18 protein-coding genes are annotated in these 22,367 nt (G+C 35.0%); 16 read left to right on the top strand and 2 right to left on the bottom strand.

The annotated features are described in order from the left end of the window. The first annotated feature begins 414 nt into the window (after positions 1-414). The gene (locus ACODR7_RS15960) at positions 415-591 is read left to right on the top strand and encodes a hypothetical protein (RefSeq protein WP_488840541.1); all 177 of its coding nucleotides are present in this window, start codon (positions 415-417) and stop codon (positions 589-591) included. A gap of 88 nt (positions 592-679) precedes the next feature. On the opposite strand, the gene ACODR7_RS15955 is transcribed toward ACODR7_RS15960, so the two are convergent. Beyond that, complete coding sequence (locus ACODR7_RS15955; RefSeq protein WP_488840539.1) at positions 680-1,213, bottom strand: hypothetical protein; 534 nt, start codon at positions 1,211-1,213, stop codon at positions 680-682. A gap of 24 nt (positions 1,214-1,237) precedes the next feature. Beyond that, the gene (locus ACODR7_RS15950; protein WP_488840537.1) at positions 1,238-4,855 is read right to left on the bottom strand and encodes a DUF6923 family protein; all 3,618 of its coding nucleotides are present in this window, start codon (positions 4,853-4,855) and stop codon (positions 1,238-1,240) included. 609 nt (positions 4,856-5,464) lie between these two features. Here ACODR7_RS15950 and ACODR7_RS15945 point away from each other — a divergent pair. The 15 genes from ACODR7_RS15945 (at position 5,465) to ACODR7_RS15875 (ending at position 22,325) form a co-directional block, all read left to right on the top strand. Beyond that, entirely contained in the window at positions 5,465-5,740 is a 276-nt protein-coding gene (locus ACODR7_RS15945) for a transposase (protein WP_488840582.1), read from the top strand. Between the two features lie 735 nt (positions 5,741-6,475). Continuing rightward, entirely contained in the window at positions 6,476-8,089 is a 1,614-nt protein-coding gene (locus tag ACODR7_RS15940) for a tetratricopeptide repeat protein (RefSeq protein WP_488840535.1), read from the top strand. Positions 8,090-8,443: 354 nt separating this feature from the next. After that, positions 8,444-8,908: a helix-turn-helix transcriptional regulator gene (locus tag ACODR7_RS15935; protein WP_488840533.1), complete on the top strand. Its 465-nt coding sequence runs from the start codon at positions 8,444-8,446 to the stop codon at positions 8,906-8,908. Between the two features lie 225 nt (positions 8,909-9,133). Beyond that, the gene (locus tag ACODR7_RS15930; protein ID WP_488840531.1) at positions 9,134-9,859 is read left to right on the top strand and encodes a hypothetical protein; all 726 of its coding nucleotides are present in this window, start codon (positions 9,134-9,136) and stop codon (positions 9,857-9,859) included. Positions 9,860-9,870: 11 nt separating this feature from the next. Beyond that, positions 9,871-10,635, top strand: a complete 765-nt coding sequence (locus ACODR7_RS15925; protein WP_488840529.1) for a hypothetical protein — start codon at positions 9,871-9,873, stop codon at positions 10,633-10,635. Positions 10,636-10,640: 5 nt separating this feature from the next. Continuing rightward, a complete protein-coding gene (locus ACODR7_RS15920) occupies positions 10,641-11,453 on the top strand; it encodes a hypothetical protein (protein WP_488840527.1) in 813 nt (270 codons plus the stop codon). Positions 11,454-11,792: 339 nt separating this feature from the next. Beyond that, positions 11,793-12,764 (top strand): hypothetical protein, encoded by a 972-nt coding sequence (locus ACODR7_RS15915; protein WP_488840526.1) that lies wholly within the window; start codon positions 11,793-11,795, stop codon positions 12,762-12,764. Positions 12,765-13,112: 348 nt separating this feature from the next. Continuing rightward, on the top strand, positions 13,113-13,472 hold the full coding sequence (locus ACODR7_RS15910) for a hypothetical protein (RefSeq protein ID WP_488840524.1): 360 nt from the start codon (positions 13,113-13,115) through the stop codon (positions 13,470-13,472). Positions 13,473-13,486: 14 nt separating this feature from the next. Then, on the top strand, positions 13,487-13,864 hold the full coding sequence (locus tag ACODR7_RS15905; protein WP_488840522.1) for a helix-turn-helix domain-containing protein: 378 nt from the start codon (positions 13,487-13,489) through the stop codon (positions 13,862-13,864). Positions 13,865-14,048: 184 nt separating this feature from the next. Continuing rightward, complete coding sequence (locus tag ACODR7_RS15900) at positions 14,049-14,831, top strand: hypothetical protein (protein ID WP_488840520.1); 783 nt, start codon at positions 14,049-14,051, stop codon at positions 14,829-14,831. A gap of 186 nt (positions 14,832-15,017) precedes the next feature. Further along, a complete protein-coding gene (locus ACODR7_RS15895) occupies positions 15,018-16,484 on the top strand; it encodes a hypothetical protein (RefSeq protein ID WP_488840518.1) in 1,467 nt (488 codons plus the stop codon). A gap of 342 nt (positions 16,485-16,826) precedes the next feature. Next, entirely contained in the window at positions 16,827-18,086 is a 1,260-nt protein-coding gene (locus ACODR7_RS15890) for a hypothetical protein (protein ID WP_488840516.1), read from the top strand. 503 nt (positions 18,087-18,589) lie between these two features. Then, entirely contained in the window at positions 18,590-20,974 is a 2,385-nt protein-coding gene (locus tag ACODR7_RS15885; RefSeq protein WP_488840514.1) for a beta strand repeat-containing protein, read from the top strand. Between the two features lie 470 nt (positions 20,975-21,444). Then, positions 21,445-21,900 (top strand): transposase, encoded by a 456-nt coding sequence (locus ACODR7_RS15880; protein WP_488840513.1) that lies wholly within the window; start codon positions 21,445-21,447, stop codon positions 21,898-21,900. A 107-nt stretch (positions 21,901-22,007) separates the two neighbouring features. After that, entirely contained in the window at positions 22,008-22,325 is a 318-nt protein-coding gene (locus ACODR7_RS15875) for a helix-turn-helix domain-containing protein (RefSeq protein ID WP_488840511.1), read from the top strand. Positions 22,326-22,367 lie beyond the last annotated feature (42 nt).

Genomic DNA, 22,367 nt, shown 5'->3' with positions numbered 1-22,367 from the left:
GATTTTTATTGCGGAGATTGGCTATTATAGAACCAAAAAAATCAGTTTTGGACTAGCAGTGCCGATAAACAATTGAACCAAAAAACTTACTATTTAAATTAGGGATTTTTTAGCATTGCAAGAATTACAGGTTTTGATCTGTAGCCTAGTTGATTAACAGGATTGTGATTATATCATTGAGCAGCTGATTATTAATTTTTCTCAGAATCCTGAGAAAGAATCTTGTTATAAGACGTTTTATATCTGTATAGTAATGCGCTGAAAAACAACGTAAGCATCTGTGCATTATTGGATAAAATCACCAATAGTAATCCTGCTGGGTGTTTAACAGGACAGACACTTCCGCAAATCCTGAACTCTGAACATCCCGATCATTTAGGAAACTCTTCAGTACTAACAAATAGCGTATCTAAAATGAGTATAAAAATCCTTATAAATACAACGGTAAAGAATTTGATTCTTAAGCAGGATAGTATTATGGAGTATGGTATTATGATCCACAAAGAAGCTTTATATGTTGAAAGCAAATGTTATCCTTGCATCAGAGAATTAAAATTAGTGGATATCCTGAAAAGAACCCAGAATAAATAAACTATCTGATTTAAGATTCATTTTTCTAATAGAAAATAAGCTAACTCAAGAAGTGAATTAGCTTATTAATTTGTTAATGATTATAAATTTATTGTTTCCAGAAAGTCCATACTGTACCGTTAAAAACAGTTAACTGTTTATTAAAAGTATCATACACCATCATTCCCGGGGAAGGGTTTATAATATTAAGGTGCGGACTTGCAACTTTCGGCAGTATCATTGCTTTATTGTTATCTTCCAAAACCAAAATACCTGGAGTAGGGGTTAGAGTACCTATGGATGTTTTAGCAGCAGTATTTTCTGTTGCTGTATTTTGGATAATAGCGCCATCCGTACTTGTCATCGGATCAACAGTGGTTCCTGAAGTGTCCACTGAGAGATCTTTCCAACCTGAAGCATATTTAATCTTAACTTTCTTATCAGTAAGATCATAAACCATGGTTCCATTCACAGCTGCTGTTACAGCTGCTGTAGAAGTTACCCAAGGCAGTACTATTCCCCGATTAGCAGTTCCAAAATCCAGAGAAGCGGACGGAGACGAAACGGACGTTTTTCCTATTGCAACCTGTGAAAAAACAAATCCACAGAACAAAGTAAATATGATTAAGAAAATATTTTTCATTTTGAATATATTAAAGTAAGTTAATTAATTAGTCGGACAAGTTTGGGTATTAAAGCAGGCCCATCCGGCAGAAGTTCCATTGGTATTGATTTGCAGACAATCCAGGGTAATATTGTACACCATCATTCCTTCTACCAGATCAGAAGCCGGAATGGCAGCAATTTGAGAAGAGGTAAGTCTATTGAGAACAAAGCCTTTTGTTTTGGCTTCAAGTACAGTCCATGCCCCTTTTCTTACCATTGGCCAGTTATTACCGGTTGTACCAGTTCCGGCTCTTCCTAGAGAAGTAATACCTTGTGGAGTGTCCAGAATAGTTCCTGTGGTTACTGCAGGTTTGTAGCACACTAACTGAGTATCGGTATCTGTTGCTGTATTATTGGTATTATTGACTTCAGTTATATTAGAGGGAGGAGTAACCGTTACCGTATTAACAAGATTTCCTGAATAAGCAAAAGGTATATTTACCACAACTGTGTACGTTACAGTTCCTCCAACAGGGAGACTTACTAGGTCATTAATTGCTCCGGATTGTGTTCCGGATACGGATGTGGTAGCTCCACCAGCCACAACGGCAGTATAACTGACATTTGCAGAAGGAATTCCTGCGGGAACAGGATCTGAAACAGTAGCTCCTAAAACTCCGAATGGACCGTTGTTATTCACTGTTATGGTATAAGTGGTAGAAGTGCCTGGAGCGTATGTTGAGACTCCGTCTGTTTTGGTTACGGCAAGATCAGCACTAAAAGAGATTGGTGAAGTGACACAATGTGCACCATCATTTCCTGAACTTGGAGGGGCGTTAGAGATCAGAACTCTTTGTCCCGTGGAAAGATTAAACTGATAGAAGCCTCCCAGATTATTAACTCCATACATTTCACCAGTGCTGGAAGCAAACATGGCTCCAATATTTGCAGCTCCCGGTGTAATTCCTATTGGAGTCACAACTCCTGTAGTCGGATTAACGGATACCAGCTGGCCGTTGGTTGAGTTAACACCATATAAAAGTCCTGTAGTTGTGTTATATGCTATATCAGGTAAATTAACACTTGTTGAAAGTGTAATTAATGTAGCAGTTAATGTTGTCAGGTTTATTCTGTAAATCTGATTGTTACTGGTATTTATTTTTACATAATAGTTACCCAGATTATCTATTTCACCAGCATTATATATCACTGCCCCAGGTAGTCCTGTTACTGAACCCAGCGTATTATAGCTGCCATCGGCATTGATACGGATAATTGTATTTGAATTGGCAAGCATTCCGTACATAAAACCATCAAGTGGATTAATGCCTATTGCATTGTAATTTGTAGCAGAGGCGGCTCCTATCTGTGTGTAAGTGAACGGATTAGTAGCCGTATCTACATTATATAAAATATTTAATTGGGATAGATACATGTTATTAGAGCATCCAAAGCCTGTTAAACACTGTATATCCTGAATTGCCGAATTAGCTGAAGTTCCGACTCCCTGTCCCTGATCTGCACCTGCATCTGCAGCTCCGCCAGAATTTACGATTACAGGAACTCCTTGGCCATCAACAGCTCCAGTAATACTTCCATTTGGGTTTAGCTGTGCAACAAGTACATTTTCATCACCTTCAAGGGCATCATAACAGCCATCTCCATCAGAATCCAGATCCAGGTAATCAGGTGTTCCGTCTCCGTCGGTATCTAAATGGTTACAGAATGTAACTGTATTCTGTGAGATCGTTATAAGACCTCTGTTTCCTGCATTTCCTGCACCTGAGCCTGCAGTGCTGGTAAATGCTGTATAGTCCCATGTATAGGTGTTGCCGTAATTTACCCCAAAAGGTAATGTTGATGCGGTGGCGGCGGTGTTAGTAGTATTCTGAAACTGCATTCTTGAATAATAACCACTTCCCAAGACTGCTCCTGCATTTGCAGCATTAAAGCTTGAAAACAGATTGAGTGCAGTATTGCTGCTATAAGAAGAGGTCCCTGTTACTGTTGGTAAGTTTCCTATAGTTGTGGTGTAATTTCCTAACCGGGTAATCATATTGGTGCTTAACAGATACCTAAACCAGGAATCTGGTGTGTTAGGTGATGCGCCAGTCTGATTTTCAGTGGTTGTATTATTAGCCGGCAAACCTGTATACAAAGATGTAGTATTTGGAAGTATTCTGAATTCAGTTGCAGAAGTATTAAATGCACTCCAGGTATGGTTTTGTCCATTAACAGAATTACTAAAGTCTGAATACGTAAAAGGAACAGTAAAGCTGCTTCCTAATGATGCTACTGCAGGGCCGGAGGTTAGGGTATATACCAGATTAAAACTTCCTCCGTTAGCTCCAAAAGTGGCTCCTGCCAGAGTGCTGGCAATATTTAGCGTATAGACACTTTGAGATGTACAATAACCTTCAGTTGTATCTAAAATGCCATCATTATCATCATCCAGATCCAGGGAGTTATCGATTCCGTCACCATCTGTATCGGTAATTACGGGGGCAGGCGTTACACTGGCGGTATTATTGGATGTGTCAGGATCCTGAAGGTCTCCTGAAATAGTAGCATTGTTCAAATAGCTACCTGTGCTTTTTATTGTTGCATTAATTTGTAAAGTGGCATTTGTACCAGCATTTAGGTTTCCTATAGTCCATACTCCGGTTCCGCTATTGTAAGTACCTGTGGAGGCTGTAGAGTTAATATAGGTATACCCGGAAGGAAGAAGATCATTTACGGTCACATTGGTATTGTTGGAAGCTCCTGTGTTGCTGGCGGTAACAGTAAAACTAATGTTGCTTCCTGCTGCGGGAGCTGAATTGCTTACTGTTTTTGTAATTCCCAAGTTTGACTCTAAAGCTGTTACAGCTAACATGTAACCATCTCCAGCTATGTTTGCTGTGCCATGCCAGTCTGTGCCTGTATTGGCAGCTGAACCCCGGGTGAAAACTCTTAAGGTTACTGAAGTTATACCTGTACCTGATATTAATACGGTTCCCCTTGATGCATTTGTCGCAGTACCGTCAGTCGTTGTGGCAGAGTTTAAAATCTGAGTTGGCGTAACATTTAAAAATGTTGTACCGGAAACTTTAGAAAAAGATACAGGTACGTTAGAGGCCAGATAATCAAATTCTGCAGTATAAGACTGCCCGTTAGACTGTCCTCCCAAAGCATTCACCTCTAAGTAGGGGTTATTAACGGGTCTGCTGAATGTAATGGTTAAATCTGCCATTTGCCAGCGTTGGTTTGTAGCTCTTCCAGCAGCTGTCAATGGCTGTACATTGTTGGATAAATTGATCGCTCTGTTTGTTGTAATGTCAATTCCAGTCCCTACCGGTGCACCACTGCTGGTAAAAGGAGTATTGGCAGTGGTACTTCCGAAAGCATTCATTAAGGTAAGAACAGGCTCTCCCGGATACCCCATAAACACAGCTCCATTATATCCTGCAAAATTGGCTTGGGTATACTGTTGATTACTTAAAGTAAAAGTGACATTCAATGCGGTGGGGTTAGCATAAGTTGTATATGTACTTCCTGTAGGATTGTCCATATTGTTTCGGAGTCTAATCACAGTACTGTTTACAACATTGGTTACATTGGCTGTGGGGTTGCCATCACCGTCGGTCATTTCTAGTGAAGGGGATTGGGCTTTTGAGTAGATTGTGGACAATATAGCCATCAATATGAAAAATTTGACCTTAGAAGGCCTCTTACCATAATCTGATTTAGGTAATAAGTTTTTGTTCATTGTTTATATTTTGTATTTCTAAAAATAATAATTATTAATATATCATAATGAAAAAATAATATTAATTTTTAAGTGTAGTTAAAGTTCTAATCAGGTTTTTAGCGAAAATATTTAATTTAGAATTACAAAAGCTGATTTATGATCGTGGAGGAAAAGGAAAAGCAAAAATAAAGGACGTTGAGATATCCATTCCAGCATGGGGAAATTTCAGCTTCAGACTGGCTGTTAGCCGGAATAAAAGCAAACTATTAGGAAAATGGATTTACTAATTCTTTATCTTTAACATTTTTAATATATTATCTATCGAAATGTTTAGCAATATATTAATTAAAAGTAAATATATTTTTCATTTAGCTAAATTGCGTATAGGCATTATGATAATTAGTCGCTCCTTAAAATACAATTAACGGTTTGAATATTAATATCCTAAAGGCTGTTTCGTTTGTTTTTTTTTCGCAAGATTTAGTATCTTAATAGTTTAAAACCTTGCAAATATGTTGGGGGAAAAATCCAGAAAAACTGCCAGAATTATTCCGCCCGATGTTGGTTGATTTTATTGATAATAAGCATGAGCTGGTTTTGCTTTCAGAAAAAATTGATTGGCACTATTTCGAAAAAGAATTTTCGCCATTGTATTCGAAAGTAGGCAATCCGAGCCATCCGATTCGGTTTATGGTAGGTTGTTTGCTTTTAAAACATCTTTATAATTTGGGCGATGAGACTCTTGCTTCAGCCTGGATTATGAACCCTTATATGCAGTATTTTTGTGGAAGAGTTTTCTTTGAGTACGAGTTTCCCTGTGACCCGAGTAATTAATTTTAAGAATTTAAATCGGGCAAACTAGGCACGGTTAGTATTCAATTGGCTTTTGTAAATACTATTCATAGCTTGAATAAATATCCAAAGAATATTCTTAATAAATTCCAGATATATAGCAAATTAATAAGGAGTCATATTATTTAATTATCCGTCCTTTGTTTTTAGTACAATTGCATTAGCTCTTTCAACTCATTCGTCAAATGTTATTATTTCGATAGCAGAAAGAGATTGTCTAAATAATTCAAATGTATTTTTTTTATTTTGTAATAAAATACTGATAATTTGATGATTGTGCTGATTTATACGCTTATTCAATTTTGCGTGATTAATTTTTATATTGTTATTAATTTAAACATTATTTATTGTTTTTTTATTATTTAACATTTATTTAATTGCATTTTTGGATTATTTTGGTACTTTTGAGTATGTGATATTTTTGTTAATTTTATCGAAATTTTGATAATTTCCAATATATGTGTCAGGAATTCATTAGATTCTGGTAATGATGAGTAATAACTATGAAAAAACTAATAAAAACTGTAATTTTTTCTGTTGGATGGGGCACTACAAATTTTTCAATTGTTGTAGTGAAATTTACTCCTTTTGCCAAGCATAGATCGACAAGTATTTCAAATTCAAAGGAAATGAGATTGAAACTCTTCTTATTACCCAGCTAAGTGGAATGGTCCTTTCTAAGTTAATAATCAACTGTAGTAAATAATAATTAATTCTATGCAAAATATAACTTTATTTTTTCTATCCTCTTTTAAAATTATATACGCACAGGATGGTATAGGTGTGATTTATAATGCTTCTTCAATGCATATACGCGCAAAAAATAGTAATGTTCAGGAAAATAATGCAGATATATTATTCGCGGCTTTAAACAGGATATTCTTAATCTTTTTTTTGTTTTTATCTACTGTATTCTATACTCAGAAATGGTCTCCTGAACAAATAGACCTTTTACAAGATAAAATAGGAAGTCAATACATGCAGGAAGGCAGAATTTATGATGGGATTGAACAAACTAAAAAAGCAATACAATTATCAGAGGAAATAAATTATACAAAAGGTAGGGCTAGAGGATATCTTCATATGGTAAATTTTCTTCATTCCTTGGGAAAGTACAGTGAAGAATTGGTATACCTTCAAAAGGCGGAATCTCTTTATTATACATTTGATGATGATCCTGGATTGCTCTCAGCTTTTTTTGCCGCTTACGGAAAAAATTACCAAGAATTAGGATTAATTGCAAAATCTAACCAAAGCTTTGATAAAGCACTAGAGGAAGCTCTTAAAATAAAAGATAAACAGCGAAAAAGAAAACGCCTGCATTATATTTATGGGTGTAAGGCCATAAATTTCGGACGGATTGAATATAGTGATTCCATGCACTATTATATACACAAAGCTTATAAAATTTTACCCAGAGTAGTGGAAGCAACTAATCTTACGAGTTATTTTATTAAAAATAAGAAAAATCCGGATTCTGCAAAATTTTATCTTGACAAGGCTGAAGGTTTACTTAAAAACTCGACGGAAACATTTGACTATTTGGTGTTTAATTATATGTCTGGGCAATATTATGGAAGTATAAAAAACTATAATAAAGCTTTGGAGTTCTACGAAAAATCTCTCGCCTTATCAATTAAGATGAATAGGCCCAAAAATATGATGAAAAATTATAAAGCAATAACTGAAATATATAATCTTCAGAATAATGTTCATAAAGCCAATGAATATCTGCAAAAGTACACTAAAATTAGGGATAGTTTTGAGAAAGGTAATTTGATTGCTTTACAGAGCTCTGGGAAAAAAATAATTGATGATGAAAAGAAGCATAGCGAGGAGTTGAATAAAAAATGGTATTATATTATGGCAGGAGCATTTTTAGGGATAATGATTCTGATTGTTTTACTGAGTATTATGTATTACAGGAAAGTGCAGAAAAAAGATATGTTGTTGAAAGAAAATACAACAACTATTTGGCAGAAAGATTTACAGATGAAAGTATTAGAGCAAAAAGTAAATGAAACTTTTGATGAAATAATACAATTGGCAAAAGAAAATCATCCCGAATTCTGGGGACGCTTTCAAGAGGTCTATCCCGATTTTCGCAGTAAAATTCTCAGTATTAATCCCACGTTAAAAGTTTCCGAACTTGTATTAACTGCTTATATTTATTTAGGATTCAATACAAAAGATATTGCTAATTATACATTTAAGGCTGTCCAGACTGTAAAAAATAATAAGTACAATCTAAGAAAAAGATTAAACATCCCTGCACAGGAAGATATAGTAGTTTGGATAAGAAATCAGACAGATAAAGAGATTAGGATTTAGAAAGGATTCCAAATCTTTGCGAAAGAGAATATGGCTCTTGGGTTAAAAAGTATATTCTGATAATATTTTTTCCATAATAATTTTGGTAAGGTACTTTGTTGGTACCTTATTTTTTTTGATTTAATAAATGACTTGTTTTGCTTTGTGCCTTCAAAATTTTGAAGTTTTAAATTTCTTCCACATAAAAACACTAATGAAAAATAACGGATACTTTGATGTTACAAAACTCATGATCGAACAGATAAATAAAAAAAATGTAGAAAGACAAGATATAAATATCAAATCAGCGACCTAGGACATTGTATTGTAATGATTATTGTCCTTAAGTAGTATTAATTAAAGCTGTCTATTGGTATGAGTTCAAAACAAAATAAAAAAAAATACAGAGAAAAAGATAAGATTTATTATATAACTATGGGTGGTTTTACTATAGCGGTTTCATTAATATACTATTTGCTATTTAGTACAAAAGATGGGAATAGGGAGAAAGCTGATGAATTGATTGAGAAAAACAAGCACCAGGCCTTTGATGAAATTATTCAACTTGCAAAGAATAACAGTCCTGAATTTTGGGCACATTTTCAGGAGCAGTATCCTGACTTTCGGAAAAAGATCCTGAAACTTAATTCCAATCTTAAAGTTTCTGAACTTATCTTCTGTGCCTATATTTTTTTAGGCTTTACAACTAAAGATATAGCTAAGTTTACCTTTAAAGCAGTACAGACCATCAAGAATAATAAAAATAATTTAAGAAAGAGGCTTAATGTTCCTGCCCAGAATGATACAACTCTTTGGTTACGGAAAAAACTTGAAGAATAGATTTTATGACTGATTATCAATATTTTAAAATGTTGAGTACTTCGTTGGTACCGAGGTTTTTTGTTTACACAGAGTAATTTTATTTGATTTGTAATAAATGGTGCTGTAGTTATATAGGGTTATTGATAAACAGCTTAAGATGAAAAAAATAAATGATATACCGGCTGTTGGTATTCCAATTATAGCATGGTATATAAGGTAAAACACAATTCTAAAAACATATACATGTTTAAAAAATTTATTATTTATGGAGCTCTACTAGTTCCAATGTTCTCTCTGGCTCAAGTGGGGATAAGAACAACTTCTCCCGATACGAGTCTTCATATGGAGCCGACAAGCATTTCGGCTCCTACGGAGATGGATGGGATCTTGATTCCCAGGGTAAAATCATTTCCTGTTGCTCAGTCGAAGGGGCATACCGTTTTCTTATTTCAGCACGCTACACTTCCGGATGGCTTTTATTATTGGGATGGCATAAGCTGGGTTTCCTTCCTTAGCAATTATAACCGGCTGTATGACGATAGCATTTATGCAGTAACCGGAGTTGGCTATTCTGCTTCCGGAAATACAGAGAATAATGTATTATTCAGCATATTAAAGGCATATGATACTACAGGTTTCTCTGTTTCGGGTAATCAGATTACTGTAGGAAAAAGCGGAACCTATCTGGTCAGTTTTAATTCCGCATTAAAAAAAACGATTGGTACAGTCAATGAGAATAGAGCAATTTATACTTATCGGATAAAAAAGAACGGAGTAACGGTTTTGACAACTTCCAACTCCATAACTAATGAAGGCACAACAGCAACCAGCGTGGCCCTTAGCGGAATTTTAAATCTGGCTCAGAATGATGTTATAATAGTTACAGTACAAAAGACAACTGAGACGGGAAGTACATTATACACAGGTTATGGAACCAACTGTATTACAATGACGTACCTAAATGATTAATCTTTAATGCTATGAAAAAGATAACTTTATTTTTCTTAATGCTTCCTTTAGGATGTTTGTTTGCCCAGAATGGGATAGGTATAAACACTAGCGCTCCGCAGGCTCTGCTGGATATACAGGCAAAAAATACTGGTACCCCGGAAAGTTCTGCAGGTATACTATTCCCAACTGTAAGTCGCTTTTCATCTGTGGATCCTGCTCAGAGCCAGAATGGAATGCTGGTTTTTTTGGATAACGCAAGTACGGCAGGTTTTGAGGGGTACTATTTCTGGGATGATACAAAAAAACTATGGCAATATATATTCCAGACTAAGATTTTAGGAAAAAATTTATTTAAGACGATTGCTTCAGGAAATGGATTTCCGGTAATTTCCAATAGCGACACAAATACTAATGTTTGGTTTAAGGCCCCCTTTACGGGTTTGAAAGCTCCGGATGCGAATTACACTTTACAGAACGGTGATGTAGTTGTAGGGAAAACTGGAAATTATTCAGTATTCTTTACCGGTGGTGTATACAAAAATATGGGTGATCTCGGCGCAACAGTAACAGAAGTGGGAATCTTTATAGATAATGGGCCTACTCCTGTTCTTATAGCCAAATCACCTTTGCCGGCAGCAGATAACGCTAAAAGAAGTACCAATCATACGATTTCGAATATTATAACATTAACTAAAGGGCAGAGAATATCGGTACAGACACGGAGAACCAATTCATGTACTACGGAAGTTGGGTCAGAGTCTGTTTATACACTAACCTTATCTTATTTGGATTAATAATTATGAGAAATATATCAACTTTACTTATACTTGGTAACATCTTTTGTTTTGGCTTTTTAAGTTCTCAGGTTGGCATCAATACCAATGCTCCTAAAGCCACATTAGAAGTTAAAACCACAGATAAAGATAACCCGCAGAGTAATGAAGGGGTAATTATACCAAGGATAACATCACTGAATGTAACAAGTGCTAAGCAACATGGATTATTGGTTTTCCTTGACTTCGAAGATCCCCTTACTGTGGCTATTGAAAGAGGATTTTATTGGTGGAACAATACAAGTAATACATGGATTCCCTTTTTTTCTATGAATAAAATGACCAAGGACAAAACCATTACTTATGTAAGCTGTAAAAATGTATTTGATGAGGGGCCTTTAACTTCTGCTTCAACCAATGTAAGAACTCTTGGTTTTGACAGCACTACACTTATTGCTAATGATACAGGTAGCTTTTCAGTCAATACAGCTGGAGAACTGGTTGTGCAAAAAGCAGGGACTTATCATGTTCAGGGTGTGCTTTCTCTTCACAGCGTTACAAATGGTAATAATCCTGCCAGAGATGCCTATGAAGGAATCATTTTGGTAAATGGAGCAGAGCCTGTACCTAATCTGCGCACTGCATACGGATTTCCCAGCGGCCAAACTGTTTTGGACAGCAACACGGCCATTTCCGGATTTGTAACCTTAAATGTAAATGACAGGGTTCGGTTCTCTATTAACAGATATTATAGAGACCCTACTTTTACCGATTCTGCTACAATTACCCCCAATGGTACGCTTTCTAACCTTACGTTGCGGTATATGGGCAATTTTTAAAAAAAATATCAATAAAGTTTAAAAGCTGGATAATCTTGTTTTTCAGCTAAGCATTTTGTTGATATTTAATATTGGGTGAAATGTTAATGCTTCCTTGGTCAAATTTAAAAATGCAAAACAAGCTTAAATGCAGGTTTCAATTATCAGATTGATTTTCCCCACGATTAAGTGAAAAATATAATATACACAATAACAAGCTTTATGCTGTCTGGCATTTCCGTAGATTTTAAAGTTCACTAAAATTCAGTGATTAAATAGAGTGAATTCGGAAGAAACAAGTTAAACCTAGATGATCCATATCGAAAAGTTCTAAATGTTAAACTTTGAAACATTATTATTATGAAAAATTTATTTTTAGCAATCTTATTGGTATTGCCAAATATTATCTATTCTCAGGCGGGAAATGTCGGAATAAATACAGTAATTCCAGGCAGTACTTTTACTGTGAATGGATCTATAGCAGGTCAGTATAAAAGGATATCTGTATCTACAACGTTGGGTATTGGTGATTTCTATACGGCTTTTAGTGGTTCCTCAGCAGGAACATTCACTTTACCTGCGGCAATAGCAGCTACCCCCGCCAGTGGACATATATTAGGAAGGGTATATTATATCAAAAATGTTGGAACTGCGCCACTTACCATTGCAGCGAACGGAACTGAACTTATTGATAATCAATCCGGAGCAGGTGTTTCAAGTGTAATCCTGACTCCTGGTGGATATACAATGCTTATCAGTAAGGGGACAACAAGTGGAACGACCTGGGAGTTAGGGATTTTGATCAATAAAACAACTCCAACAATTGCCGCACTGGGGGCTTCTGATACAGTTACCTATTCTGGAACTGCACTAACAAACTTTAATAACAGTATTCCTCAGATCATTCCATTTTCTATAAGTGATATTATTGTGAACCAGGGAGGTTCCGCAGTTTGGAATGATGCAGGAGATTACTGGCAGATACTTGAGTCAGGTGTTTATAAAATAGAGGGCTATGCTTATTTTGGAAGTGGTGGGGCTGTTTCAGGAACTGGAGCTTTTACTGGAATCAACCTGAATATTACCAAGAATGGAACTGCTCTTTCAAGTATTATTGGAGGAAACAGGGGCAATATTGATAATGCAACTGCATCAGCCGGAAATACACCTATAAATGTGAATTGTATTGTACGTCTCAATGCCGGGGATAGAGTCTATCTTACAATGAACTGGGGGGCACTGAATAAGCCTACCGTAGATGCTCATATTACAACCCCTGCTTCTTTGTTGGAAAGCCGAAACTTTTCTTTACAGCAATTATCTACACCATAATTATTTTGAAAATAGCTTTTTACATCAGTTTCTAATTTTTAAAAATTAATCTATTGACTTATCCTTTTAATTAATACTCGGGATTAATGATTAACAAAGGTTTTCTTATTGAGATCCCTTTTTCAGGCTGAGCCTGTCGAAGCTATTATTACTAAAAGGGATAGGCCAATTAATCTATTTACATAGAAATTTATTAATCAGCTAAAAATTGTTTTTAATACTAAGATGAATATAAATTTTAAAAATATTAATATAGGATCATTGATCAAGCAAAGGGTTTTGGAAACTGGAATTGAAACAGAGCGTATTTGCAGGTTTTTTAAATGCACTAGTGAGCAAATAGATCAAATGTTTTTACAGGAAGAGCTGCATACTGATGCTTTATTAAAATGGTGCAAATTACTTGAGTATGATTTTTTCAGAGTCTATTCTCAACATTTGATATTATATGCCCCACCTGCAAGAGTTAATTACAGTGCTTCCATAAAAGAAAAGGAATCTCAGCTTCCGCAGTTCAGAAAAAATATTTACACCAAAGAAGTAATCGATTTTATTTTGGAGTCGCTTGAATACAAAGAAAAAACAAAGGAACAGATCATAAGCGAATATAAGATTCCTAAAACAACTTTATATAACTGGATAAAAAAATATGCCGCAAGAAATAAGGAAGAAACTCAGGTTAATAAGTTAAAACTAAATATAAAATAATAGTAAGATACAATATGGAAAAATCAACTCCAGATTATCATCAGATCTATAAAGACATAATAAGCAAAAAGTATCCATCTAAAAAAGAGGAATGTGAATTTTTATTGAATAAAAAAAATCTATCTATACTAGATATAATTGAGCTTAATAGTAAAATTTTTGGTTTATCAGATCAGATGGCGGAGGCATTTAATCAAAGTCATCGATCTTACGATAAATCTTCCATACTTATGATGTTAGATTATCAAAAAAAAAATAAATTGACTAATTCACAGCTTGCAAAACATTTTAAGTTAAGTAGGAATACTGTAACTAAATGGAAGAGACTGTTTCTCAGTATGACGGAAAATATAGATAAATATTACGAAGTTAGAAAAATTGCAGTTAATTGATATTCTCTTACCTGATTAGTGATCTGAAAATTATCAATAGCATTATTGAAATAGTCTTTATTAATTTAGTAATTTATCGATAAAGAAATCTAATATTTAATTACTATAGGTATTTTAAATAATAATTTTCCTTTTTAAAATGTATGATTCTGATTCTAAAAACACATAAAATTTATTTAAACACATGAAAAATCTTTTTTTATTCTGTACAATCCTCGTTTCTGGATTTTACAAATCACAAGTGGGTATTAATACTTCAATACCTAAGGCTACATTAGATGTGGAAGGACAAGCCACAAGCCCAACCATGATAGATGGTTTTATACCTCCCAGATTAACAGGGGATCAGTTAAAAGCAAAAGATAACGTTTATTCAGCTAATCAAACAGGTTCTATTGTTTATGTTACAGCAGCAACAAATTTACCTTCGGCAAAAACTATCAATGTAACTGCTATAGGATATTACTATTTTGATGGAGCTGTATGGAAATCTCTTGCTGCCCCGACTTCCGGAGGTACAGTAGTAGGATATAGTGCACTTGTATATGGTAATAACGTTCCATGGACTACTGACAATAATATTACTACATTTGATATAAGCCAGGGAAGTGGTAGTCTAGCATCATGGAGAACAAATAATACCACACTTACTGTTCCTGCTAATCAAGGGGGAACATATATAATCTCATATACTGCAGGGCTGTTAATAAATGGTAATGTTCCCACTACTTATTCTTTCATGGCTTTTCCTGCTAAGAACGGTGTTCAGATAGGCAATCGTTCCACAACCGCAGTACCTGGAGGGGCGGGAACAAATTATGCAAATGAAACAGTTTCCAATACCTGGAGTGTAATAGTAAGTTTAGTACCTGGGGATCAGATTCAAATGAGAGGATTTACTTATAATGCTTCTGGTACTCCTGTTTCTTTCAGAGTCGTACGTTTATCATTGGAAAAGGTAAACTAGCTTTAGGAAAAAATAAGTCACCCTGAAATAGGATGGCATAAAATTAGACAATATTAAATCCTTAAAAACTTTCTTCTCTTAATTTAGAGCTATCTAGATGGATGATAATTTCATAAAAATACGAAATATAAGTCCACTAAACATTATTTATTTTAATTTCATAACATTTATTTAACAAACATTAAAATGGGGAAAATATTTTTACCTATTGCGGTTTTATTTTTAAACAGCATGGTATATGCACAATTGGGAATAAATACTTCCACTCCACAATCAACGATGGACATTGTTGCCAAAAATTCTAATGGATCGTCAACACTAGTAGATGGATTATTAATACCCCGTGTAGATAGACAAAGAGCCGTTAATATGACCTCTGTTCAACCATCCACTCTTATCTACGTCAACAGTATTGCAACTGCTAGTGCTACAGGGCAGGCATCAAATATAGATAGCATAGGGTTTTATTATTTTGATGGAGTTACAAGTAAGTGGAATAAGTTAGTTACGGCAGATCCTACTCAAGATGCATTTATTGATGATAGTGCAAATACAATGGTTAAGCTTGGAGTAACTTCATCTGGTGCTGTCAGAGCATCGGGGTCAGATTTTGTTATTAAAGATAATGGTCAAGTTGGCGTTGGTACTTCAATTCCTCTGCAAAAACTTGACGTTAGAGGAAGTGGCAGATTTGAATCTGATAATACATCTCTTAATATGATTTCTACCGGGAGTTTTCCAGCTAGTATGAATCTTTATAGAAACAATGGGGGAGCAAATCTGGCTTTAAATAGTTTGATTGGCTATGTAGACTTCAGAGGACGGATTAATAATACTGATAATTCTGCCTTGGGTGCTATTGTATCAACTTATAAAGGAAATGGAACCGATAATTTATCATCCCTGGATTTCCGTACTAGTGGAAATGCAGGGAGCGATATGGTATTAGATCCTTCAGGAAATCTTGGAATTGGTATTTCAACACCGGCTCAAAAGTTGGAAGTTAATGGGAATGTAAAATTCAATGCCGTACCAGATGCACTATCTGTAGATAATTCAGATAGAATAATGGTACTCCAAAGTGACGGTACCGGTAAGAAAGTTTCTTTATCTAGTCTTCAGCCTGCTGGTACTTATACCCCGAGGGGAGTATTTGTTTCATCCCCAGGTGATCCTGTAACATATGCATTGAATCAGTCATATCCGAGTACTACAATAATAAATAACATTGATCTAAATTATTCAATGACAGTATATGTACCACCCAATACATCTTCCATAATCGTTTTTAATTATTCGATCCCAAACGGAATTACTGACTCAACCGGAGATCTTCTTAACGTTAATACAAGCGGTACTGTGTATCAAGGTATAAGATTTGTAAGGAATGGTGTTGAAGCACCATCAGGTTCAAGAAAGTTTATTCAAAATGGAGTTTCTACTGTCTCAGGGATGTATACCGAAACATATGATAATAATACATCAACCCCAGTTGCCATAACATTCCGGCTTGACGGATATATGGAAATCAATAGTGGGACGAATTTTCCAAGTGGATCTTTTGCAAGATTTAATATGAATAAGGCATCAGGCCAAAATTACAATTGGGGAAAAGGAACTCTTACTTTGCAGCAATTTGATAAACCATTGTAAAGTCCAAGTTTTGGAAAACACAAATATTAGATACCATCGTACTAAACTTCTAAAAATATTTGAGCCAGCAGCCCTTAAAACCAATTAAGGGAATATTTATAAAACACGGATCTTTATCAACTTTTTAATTTGAGTTTTGATTCGTGTTTATTAAAATATTAAGATTTTAAATACTAATTATTTTGAACATTATATAAAACTAAACAAAATTCTGTAATTTTTATTGTTAATGATTAATATTCAATAAAATTTATTAAATATTAAGTAGGTGCTTGAATAAAAGATGAGATACTTATATCTTTGGGTAAGAAATACAAAAAAAAATTAATTAAAACACATTTAATGAAAAAAAAATTATTATGTATGGCAATATTTGTCATATACCTAAACTACAATGGCCAAGTGGGGATAGGAAATCCTGCTCCTAAAAGCACTTTAGATATCACAGCAAAAAATGCCACAGGTACTTCAACAAACACTGATGGGTTGCTAATTCCACGTTTAGACAGGCAAAGGGCACTGAGTATGGCTTCTGTAGAACCTTCCACTTTAATTTATGTCAATAATATTTCCACTGGAACAGCAACCGGCCAGGCATCCAATGTAGATGCTGTAGGGTTTTATTATTTTGAGGGGACAACAAGTAAATGGACTAAATTAAGTACATCTATTTCTAATAATACCACAGCGAACAATGGTCTTACCAAAACCGGGGATAATTTTCAGTTGGGTGGTACTCTTGTAAAAAATACCGATATAGCAACAGCCGGTTACAATACTACCTTTAGCGGTAGTGGGAATATAGGTATAGGGACAGGTGCTCCAGATACAAAGTTAACAGTACTGACGCCAGATGATAGCTTTGGGATTAATCATAGCAACGGAACAATTAATCTGAAATCCTATATTGGAAAAGGAAAAGCTATGTTAGGGACTACTACTTCACATGATCTAAGCCTTGTCAGCAATAATGTTGTTAGAGCCACCATTACCAAGGATGGCAAAGTAGGGATAGGAACAGATTCACCTACAGAAAAAATGGAGATAAATTCCGGAAGTACTAATACTTCTGGATTAAAATTTACTAATATGACCTCTAATACACCTGCAGCCATTAACACTGCTACTCTTGGAGTAGATCAAAACGGGAATGTAGTTGTTTCAGGCCTTAAAACCCCTTCCAATGTATTATATGCCAGGAGAACCGGGACCTCTGTGAAAACAGGAAATAATATCTATCATATTTTGTGGTTTGAAGCAACGGATCATATCAATAATGAATATGTTACCAGAGTGGATAATGGAACCTTTGTTGTTAATAAAACAGGCTTATATAGCTTTGATGTGTGGGCAAAGTTTTCAGATATTCCCGCTGGAGATCTTCGGGATAGGGGGATAGCGCTTAGGTTAACTTTAGGAGCTTCAGCTATTCAATCTCATGGATATAGATGGAACAGTGGAATGGGAGATACTCCTATAGTTACAACAGTAAAGTTATCAGCGGGAGATGTATTTAAGCTAGATACAGTCACCTATAAAAGTGGGACATATACTCAGCTACCGGGGGCGTACATATCTGTCATGTATACTGCAATCCCTTAAACTGCAGCGGTATTTTAGCAAAAGATTCTAAAAAACTATATAATACAAATGATGAGAAAGAGTGTGATGTGGAAGATTCTGAGAGAAGCTGGTTTTTCCTGCCGGCTTCTTTTCTAAAAAATATATTTAAGTTTTTAAAGATATGAATATGGGAAGTCAACAAATACCTGCTTGATTTTTATCAACTTCCGGAAAAATGGTGCAAAGATAAATCTATTATCAATAACTAAATCAAAAGATCTTTTTGTCATTTAATGAGGTAGCTTCCTGGCAAATTGTAGCAGATTAAATCTGTTTGGTGCAATTTCATTTCTTAAATTATTTTGAATATCACATAAATCAAAACAAATAACCGTAATATTTCTTTATAATATCTAATATTCGATAAAATTTATTGAATATTAGATATTTAATTGAATAAAATAAACAATATATACATCTTTGCTAGATAAATATAAAATATTATAATTAATAAAACATTTATGAGAAAAAAATTATTATGTATGGCAATACTTGTCATATCCTTAAGCTACAAGAGTCAAGTGGGCATAGGAACCACTACCCCCAAAAGTACTTTAGACATCACAGCAAAAAATGCTACAGGATCTTCAACCAATACAGATGGAATTCTTATTCCTCGTGTAGACAGACAGAGGGCGTTGAGCATGACATCTGTAGAGCCTTCAACTTTGATTTACGTAAATAATATTTCCACAGGGACAGCTACGGGGCAGGCATCCAATATTGATGCGTTAGGTTTCTATTATTTTGATGGCTCCACAAGCAAGTGGACAAAGCTCAGTACAGGTACCAATACTAATATTTATAATACTGATGGCATTTTAACAAGCAACAGAGTCGTGGGGCTAGGTAATAAATCTTTGATATTCAGAAATGGTGTTGAAGCCAATCTGTATTTTGAAAGATCCGGTACTGGTAATTTACAGAGTGGTCAGAATGTGGCGAACCTTTATACAAGTGGTTATGTTGGAAATACAAATCAGACCTTGTCAGGAATCAGAACCTATTATCGGGGAGATGGAACCAATAACAAAAGTTCTATGACTCTTTCTGTTAATGGGGAAAACAGCAACAACCTGGTATTATCTGATAATAATAACATAGGAATAGGAACAGAAACTCCCGGAACCACACTTGATGTAAAGGGTGCCATCACAAATCGTGAAACAGCGATAGCCGTATCCGGTAATGCAGCTACAGTACCCGCTAATGTGAGCCAGGTACAGCTTACAGGAGCTGCCACTGCGGCAGTAACCATCACAGCACCGGCTGCTCCCAATGCAGGTCAGCGGCTGGTTATTTTTAACAATACAACAGGTGGTTTTGGTGCTACCCTGAATGGGGTAACCATTCCAAACGGACAAGCACTGGAGTATGTATACAGTAATTCAGGATGGAGATCAACTGATGGAGGTTCAGTAGGCGCTGCACCGGTTAATATTTACAACACTGATGGCGTTTTAACAAGCAACAGAGTCGTGGGGCTAGGTAATAAAGCTTTGATATTCAGAAATGGTGTTGAAGCCAATCTGTATTTTGAAAGATCCGGTACTGGTAATTTACAGAGTGGTCAGAATGTGGCGAACCTTTATACAAGTGGTTATGTTGGAAATACAAATCAAACTTTTTCAGGAATCAGAACCTATTATCGGGGAGATGGAACCAATAACAAAAGTTCTATGACTCTTTCTGTTAATGGGGAAAACAGCAACAACCTTGTGTTATCTGATAATAATAATATAGGAATAGGAACAACTACTCCTGATACCAAACTTACCATCAGTACTCCTGATAATAGTTTTGGTTTAAATCATACGAATGGTTCAGTGAGTTTGAAATCTTATATAGGAGGCGGAGTTGTCTCTGTGGGTACGACTACAGATAATGATCTCAGATTTACTACTAACAATACTCAAAAGATGAGTATTACTTCAGCAGGAAATGTAGGAATAGGTACCTCAACGCCTGATACCAAACTTACCATCAGTACTCCTGATAATAGTTTCGGTTTAAACCATACGAATGGCTCAGTGAGTTTGAAATCTTATATAGGAGGAGGAGTAGTTTCTATGGGTACTACTACGGCTAATGATCTCAGATTTACCACTAACAATACTCAAAAGATGAGTATTACTTCAGCAGGAAATGTGGGAATAGGTACAGTAACTCCTCAAAAGCAATTACATATAAATGGAAGTTTACAGGTGACTAATGAATTGAATGTAGGAGGGGATGCTTCTACGGCTGGGTCACCGGGAATTGCCGGGCAAGTGCTCAAGTCCAACGGACCAGGTACTCCTCCTACATGGCAAAACCTTGCAGGGGTTCCCAGTTCTATAGGAACAGTCATTGCTGTGAATGGACAATTTTTGGTGGCCCAGGAAATCATTGTACAAATGACTTCTGATTTTACTGCTATGCCTCTGTCTCTAACGGGAAACATTCCGGTTGCCATAGGAAATTTAAATAATAAAATTGTAGATAATGAAAACCTTTATACGGGCTCATCGTCAAGTAATTCATTTAAAGTCTCTGCAGATGGAGTATATCAGGTAACAATGAACGCACAGTTATCAACAACAAATGAGCCTAATGGCACACCTACAATGCCAGTGTTGGGCATATGGGACGATACAATTAATGCTTGGGTGGCACGTGTTAATGATGTTTATTGGGCAGGATCAGTACCTGTAGCTGGTGGAGAACCTAGGCAAACTTATACTCTGATTACGTCAATTCCAATGGTGGTTTCTCATACATATTCGTTCAGATTAGGTAATACACGGGAAGTAACCGTCAGACATTTAAGTTCAGGGAGTACAGGGTCAGGGCCTGTTACCCAAATGTCTGTAAAACGATTAAAATAAAATTATTGACTTATCCTTTTAATTAATACCCGAGATTAAGGTTTTCGTATTGAGAAACCCTCGACAGGCTTAGAGTGACCAGTCGAATACCAACCGAAACTTTTGAACGTTGTCAGGCTGAGCTTGTCGAAGCAATTATTACTAAAAGGGATAGGTCAATAAAATTGTTAGAGTAACATTCAAATGATGAGAAAGATATAATGTAGTGACGATCCAAAGAAAATCAGTTTCCCTGCTGATTTTCTTTTTTAGGGGAAATGAAAAAATAGTAAAACATACATAATGTCTGGTTTAAATATGTATTTAATATAATTAGAGAGAGTTGGTAGTTCTTTTCTCAAATCAACTAAGTTGAAAACTGATTAGTTATCATGTAATCTTCAGGAAACTTTGTTATTCAGGAATTTGATTCCGAACTATTATAAGTACACATCATAAAAACAATATAAAGTATAATGTAATTTTTTAATATGCATGATAATTTCAAAAATATTCATATAGGCTCATTAATTAAACAAAAGACTGTTGAGCTGGATTTAGAAGTTTCCCGTATCTGCAATTTCATGAAATGTAATGCAGATGAGATAGAAAAAATGTTTATGCAGAAAGATCTGTCTACAGATACTTTACTATGTTGGAGTAAGCTGTTGGAATATGATTTTTTCAGGATGTATACCCAACACCTCATATTATTCTCTCCCCCGGCAAAAAATAAAACCGATGAAATAGAAAAGAAAGTTTCCAACCTCCCTCAATTTAGGAAAAATATTTATACAGGAGAAGTTATTGATTTTATTTTAGAGCTTATCAATTCAAATGAAAAAACAAAGAAACAGATCATTGATGAATATAGAATTCCTAAAACTACACTGTATAAATGGATTATGAAATACAAAAACAATAACTTGGAAATGCAAAACAGATAGAATGGTAAATGATATCTAGTAAACAATTTGTCTAACCTTCTCTCCATCTTTACATCTTAATGATAAATTATAATAAGGTGGTTACTGAGAATTATAAAAACAGGGATATGAATAATTTATCTCCAAATTACAAACTGATTTATCAGGATATTATATCGAAAAAATATCCACATAAAAAATCTAAGTGTAAAGATATACTGAGTAAGAAGGAACTTTCTGCTTTAGATATTATCAGATTGAACAGTCTCATTTTTGATGAAGAAACCATCATATTTAACCAAAGATTACGTTCTTATGACAAATCGGCAATACTTGACATATTACATTATCAGAAAATAAATAGTTTAAATAATTCTGAAGTAGCTGAAAAATTTAAGCTAAGCAGAAATACCATTGCTAAATGGAAGAAGATGTTTCTAGTATAGCTGATAATTTTAATTTCGTAGCATAAAAGCCGGATAATTGAA

It is taken from the genome of Chryseobacterium sp. FG46 (assembly GCF_057809135.1).
The sequence above is the reverse complement of the archived record's forward strand: the minus strand, read 5'-3'. Positions and strand labels throughout refer to the sequence as shown.

Coding starts and splice junctions, on each gene's coding strand:
- ACODR7_RS15930 (WP_488840531.1), top strand. CDS start 9,134: ATGTTTAAAAAATTTATTATTTATGGAGCTCTACTAGTTCCAATGTTC.
- ACODR7_RS15895 (WP_488840518.1), top strand. CDS start 15,018: ATGGGGAAAATATTTTTACCTATTGCGGTTTTATTTTTAAACAGCATG.
- ACODR7_RS15910 (WP_488840524.1), top strand. CDS start 13,113: ATGTTTTTACAGGAAGAGCTGCATACTGATGCTTTATTAAAATGGTGC.
- ACODR7_RS15880 (WP_488840513.1), top strand. CDS start 21,445: ATGCATGATAATTTCAAAAATATTCATATAGGCTCATTAATTAAACAA.
- ACODR7_RS15890 (WP_488840516.1), top strand. CDS start 16,827: ATGAAAAAAAAATTATTATGTATGGCAATATTTGTCATATACCTAAAC.
- ACODR7_RS15960 (WP_488840541.1), top strand. CDS start 415: ATGAGTATAAAAATCCTTATAAATACAACGGTAAAGAATTTGATTCTT.
- ACODR7_RS15900 (WP_488840520.1), top strand. CDS start 14,049: ATGAAAAATCTTTTTTTATTCTGTACAATCCTCGTTTCTGGATTTTAC.
- ACODR7_RS15935 (WP_488840533.1), top strand. CDS start 8,444: ATGAGTTCAAAACAAAATAAAAAAAAATACAGAGAAAAAGATAAGATT.
- ACODR7_RS15915 (WP_488840526.1), top strand. CDS start 11,793: ATGAAAAATTTATTTTTAGCAATCTTATTGGTATTGCCAAATATTATC.
- ACODR7_RS15905 (WP_488840522.1), top strand. CDS start 13,487: ATGGAAAAATCAACTCCAGATTATCATCAGATCTATAAAGACATAATA.
- ACODR7_RS15950 (WP_488840537.1), bottom strand. CDS start 4,855: ATGGCTATATTGTCCACAATCTACTCAAAAGCCCAATCCCCTTCACTA.
- ACODR7_RS15925 (WP_488840529.1), top strand. CDS start 9,871: ATGAAAAAGATAACTTTATTTTTCTTAATGCTTCCTTTAGGATGTTTG.
- ACODR7_RS15875 (WP_488840511.1), top strand. CDS start 22,008: ATGAATAATTTATCTCCAAATTACAAACTGATTTATCAGGATATTATA.
- ACODR7_RS15885 (WP_488840514.1), top strand. CDS start 18,590: ATGGCAATACTTGTCATATCCTTAAGCTACAAGAGTCAAGTGGGCATA.
- ACODR7_RS15945 (WP_488840582.1), top strand. CDS start 5,465: ATGTTGGTTGATTTTATTGATAATAAGCATGAGCTGGTTTTGCTTTCA.
- ACODR7_RS15920 (WP_488840527.1), top strand. CDS start 10,641: ATGAGAAATATATCAACTTTACTTATACTTGGTAACATCTTTTGTTTT.
- ACODR7_RS15940 (WP_488840535.1), top strand. CDS start 6,476: ATGCAAAATATAACTTTATTTTTTCTATCCTCTTTTAAAATTATATAC.
- ACODR7_RS15955 (WP_488840539.1), bottom strand. CDS start 1,213: ATGAAAAATATTTTCTTAATCATATTTACTTTGTTCTGTGGATTTGTT.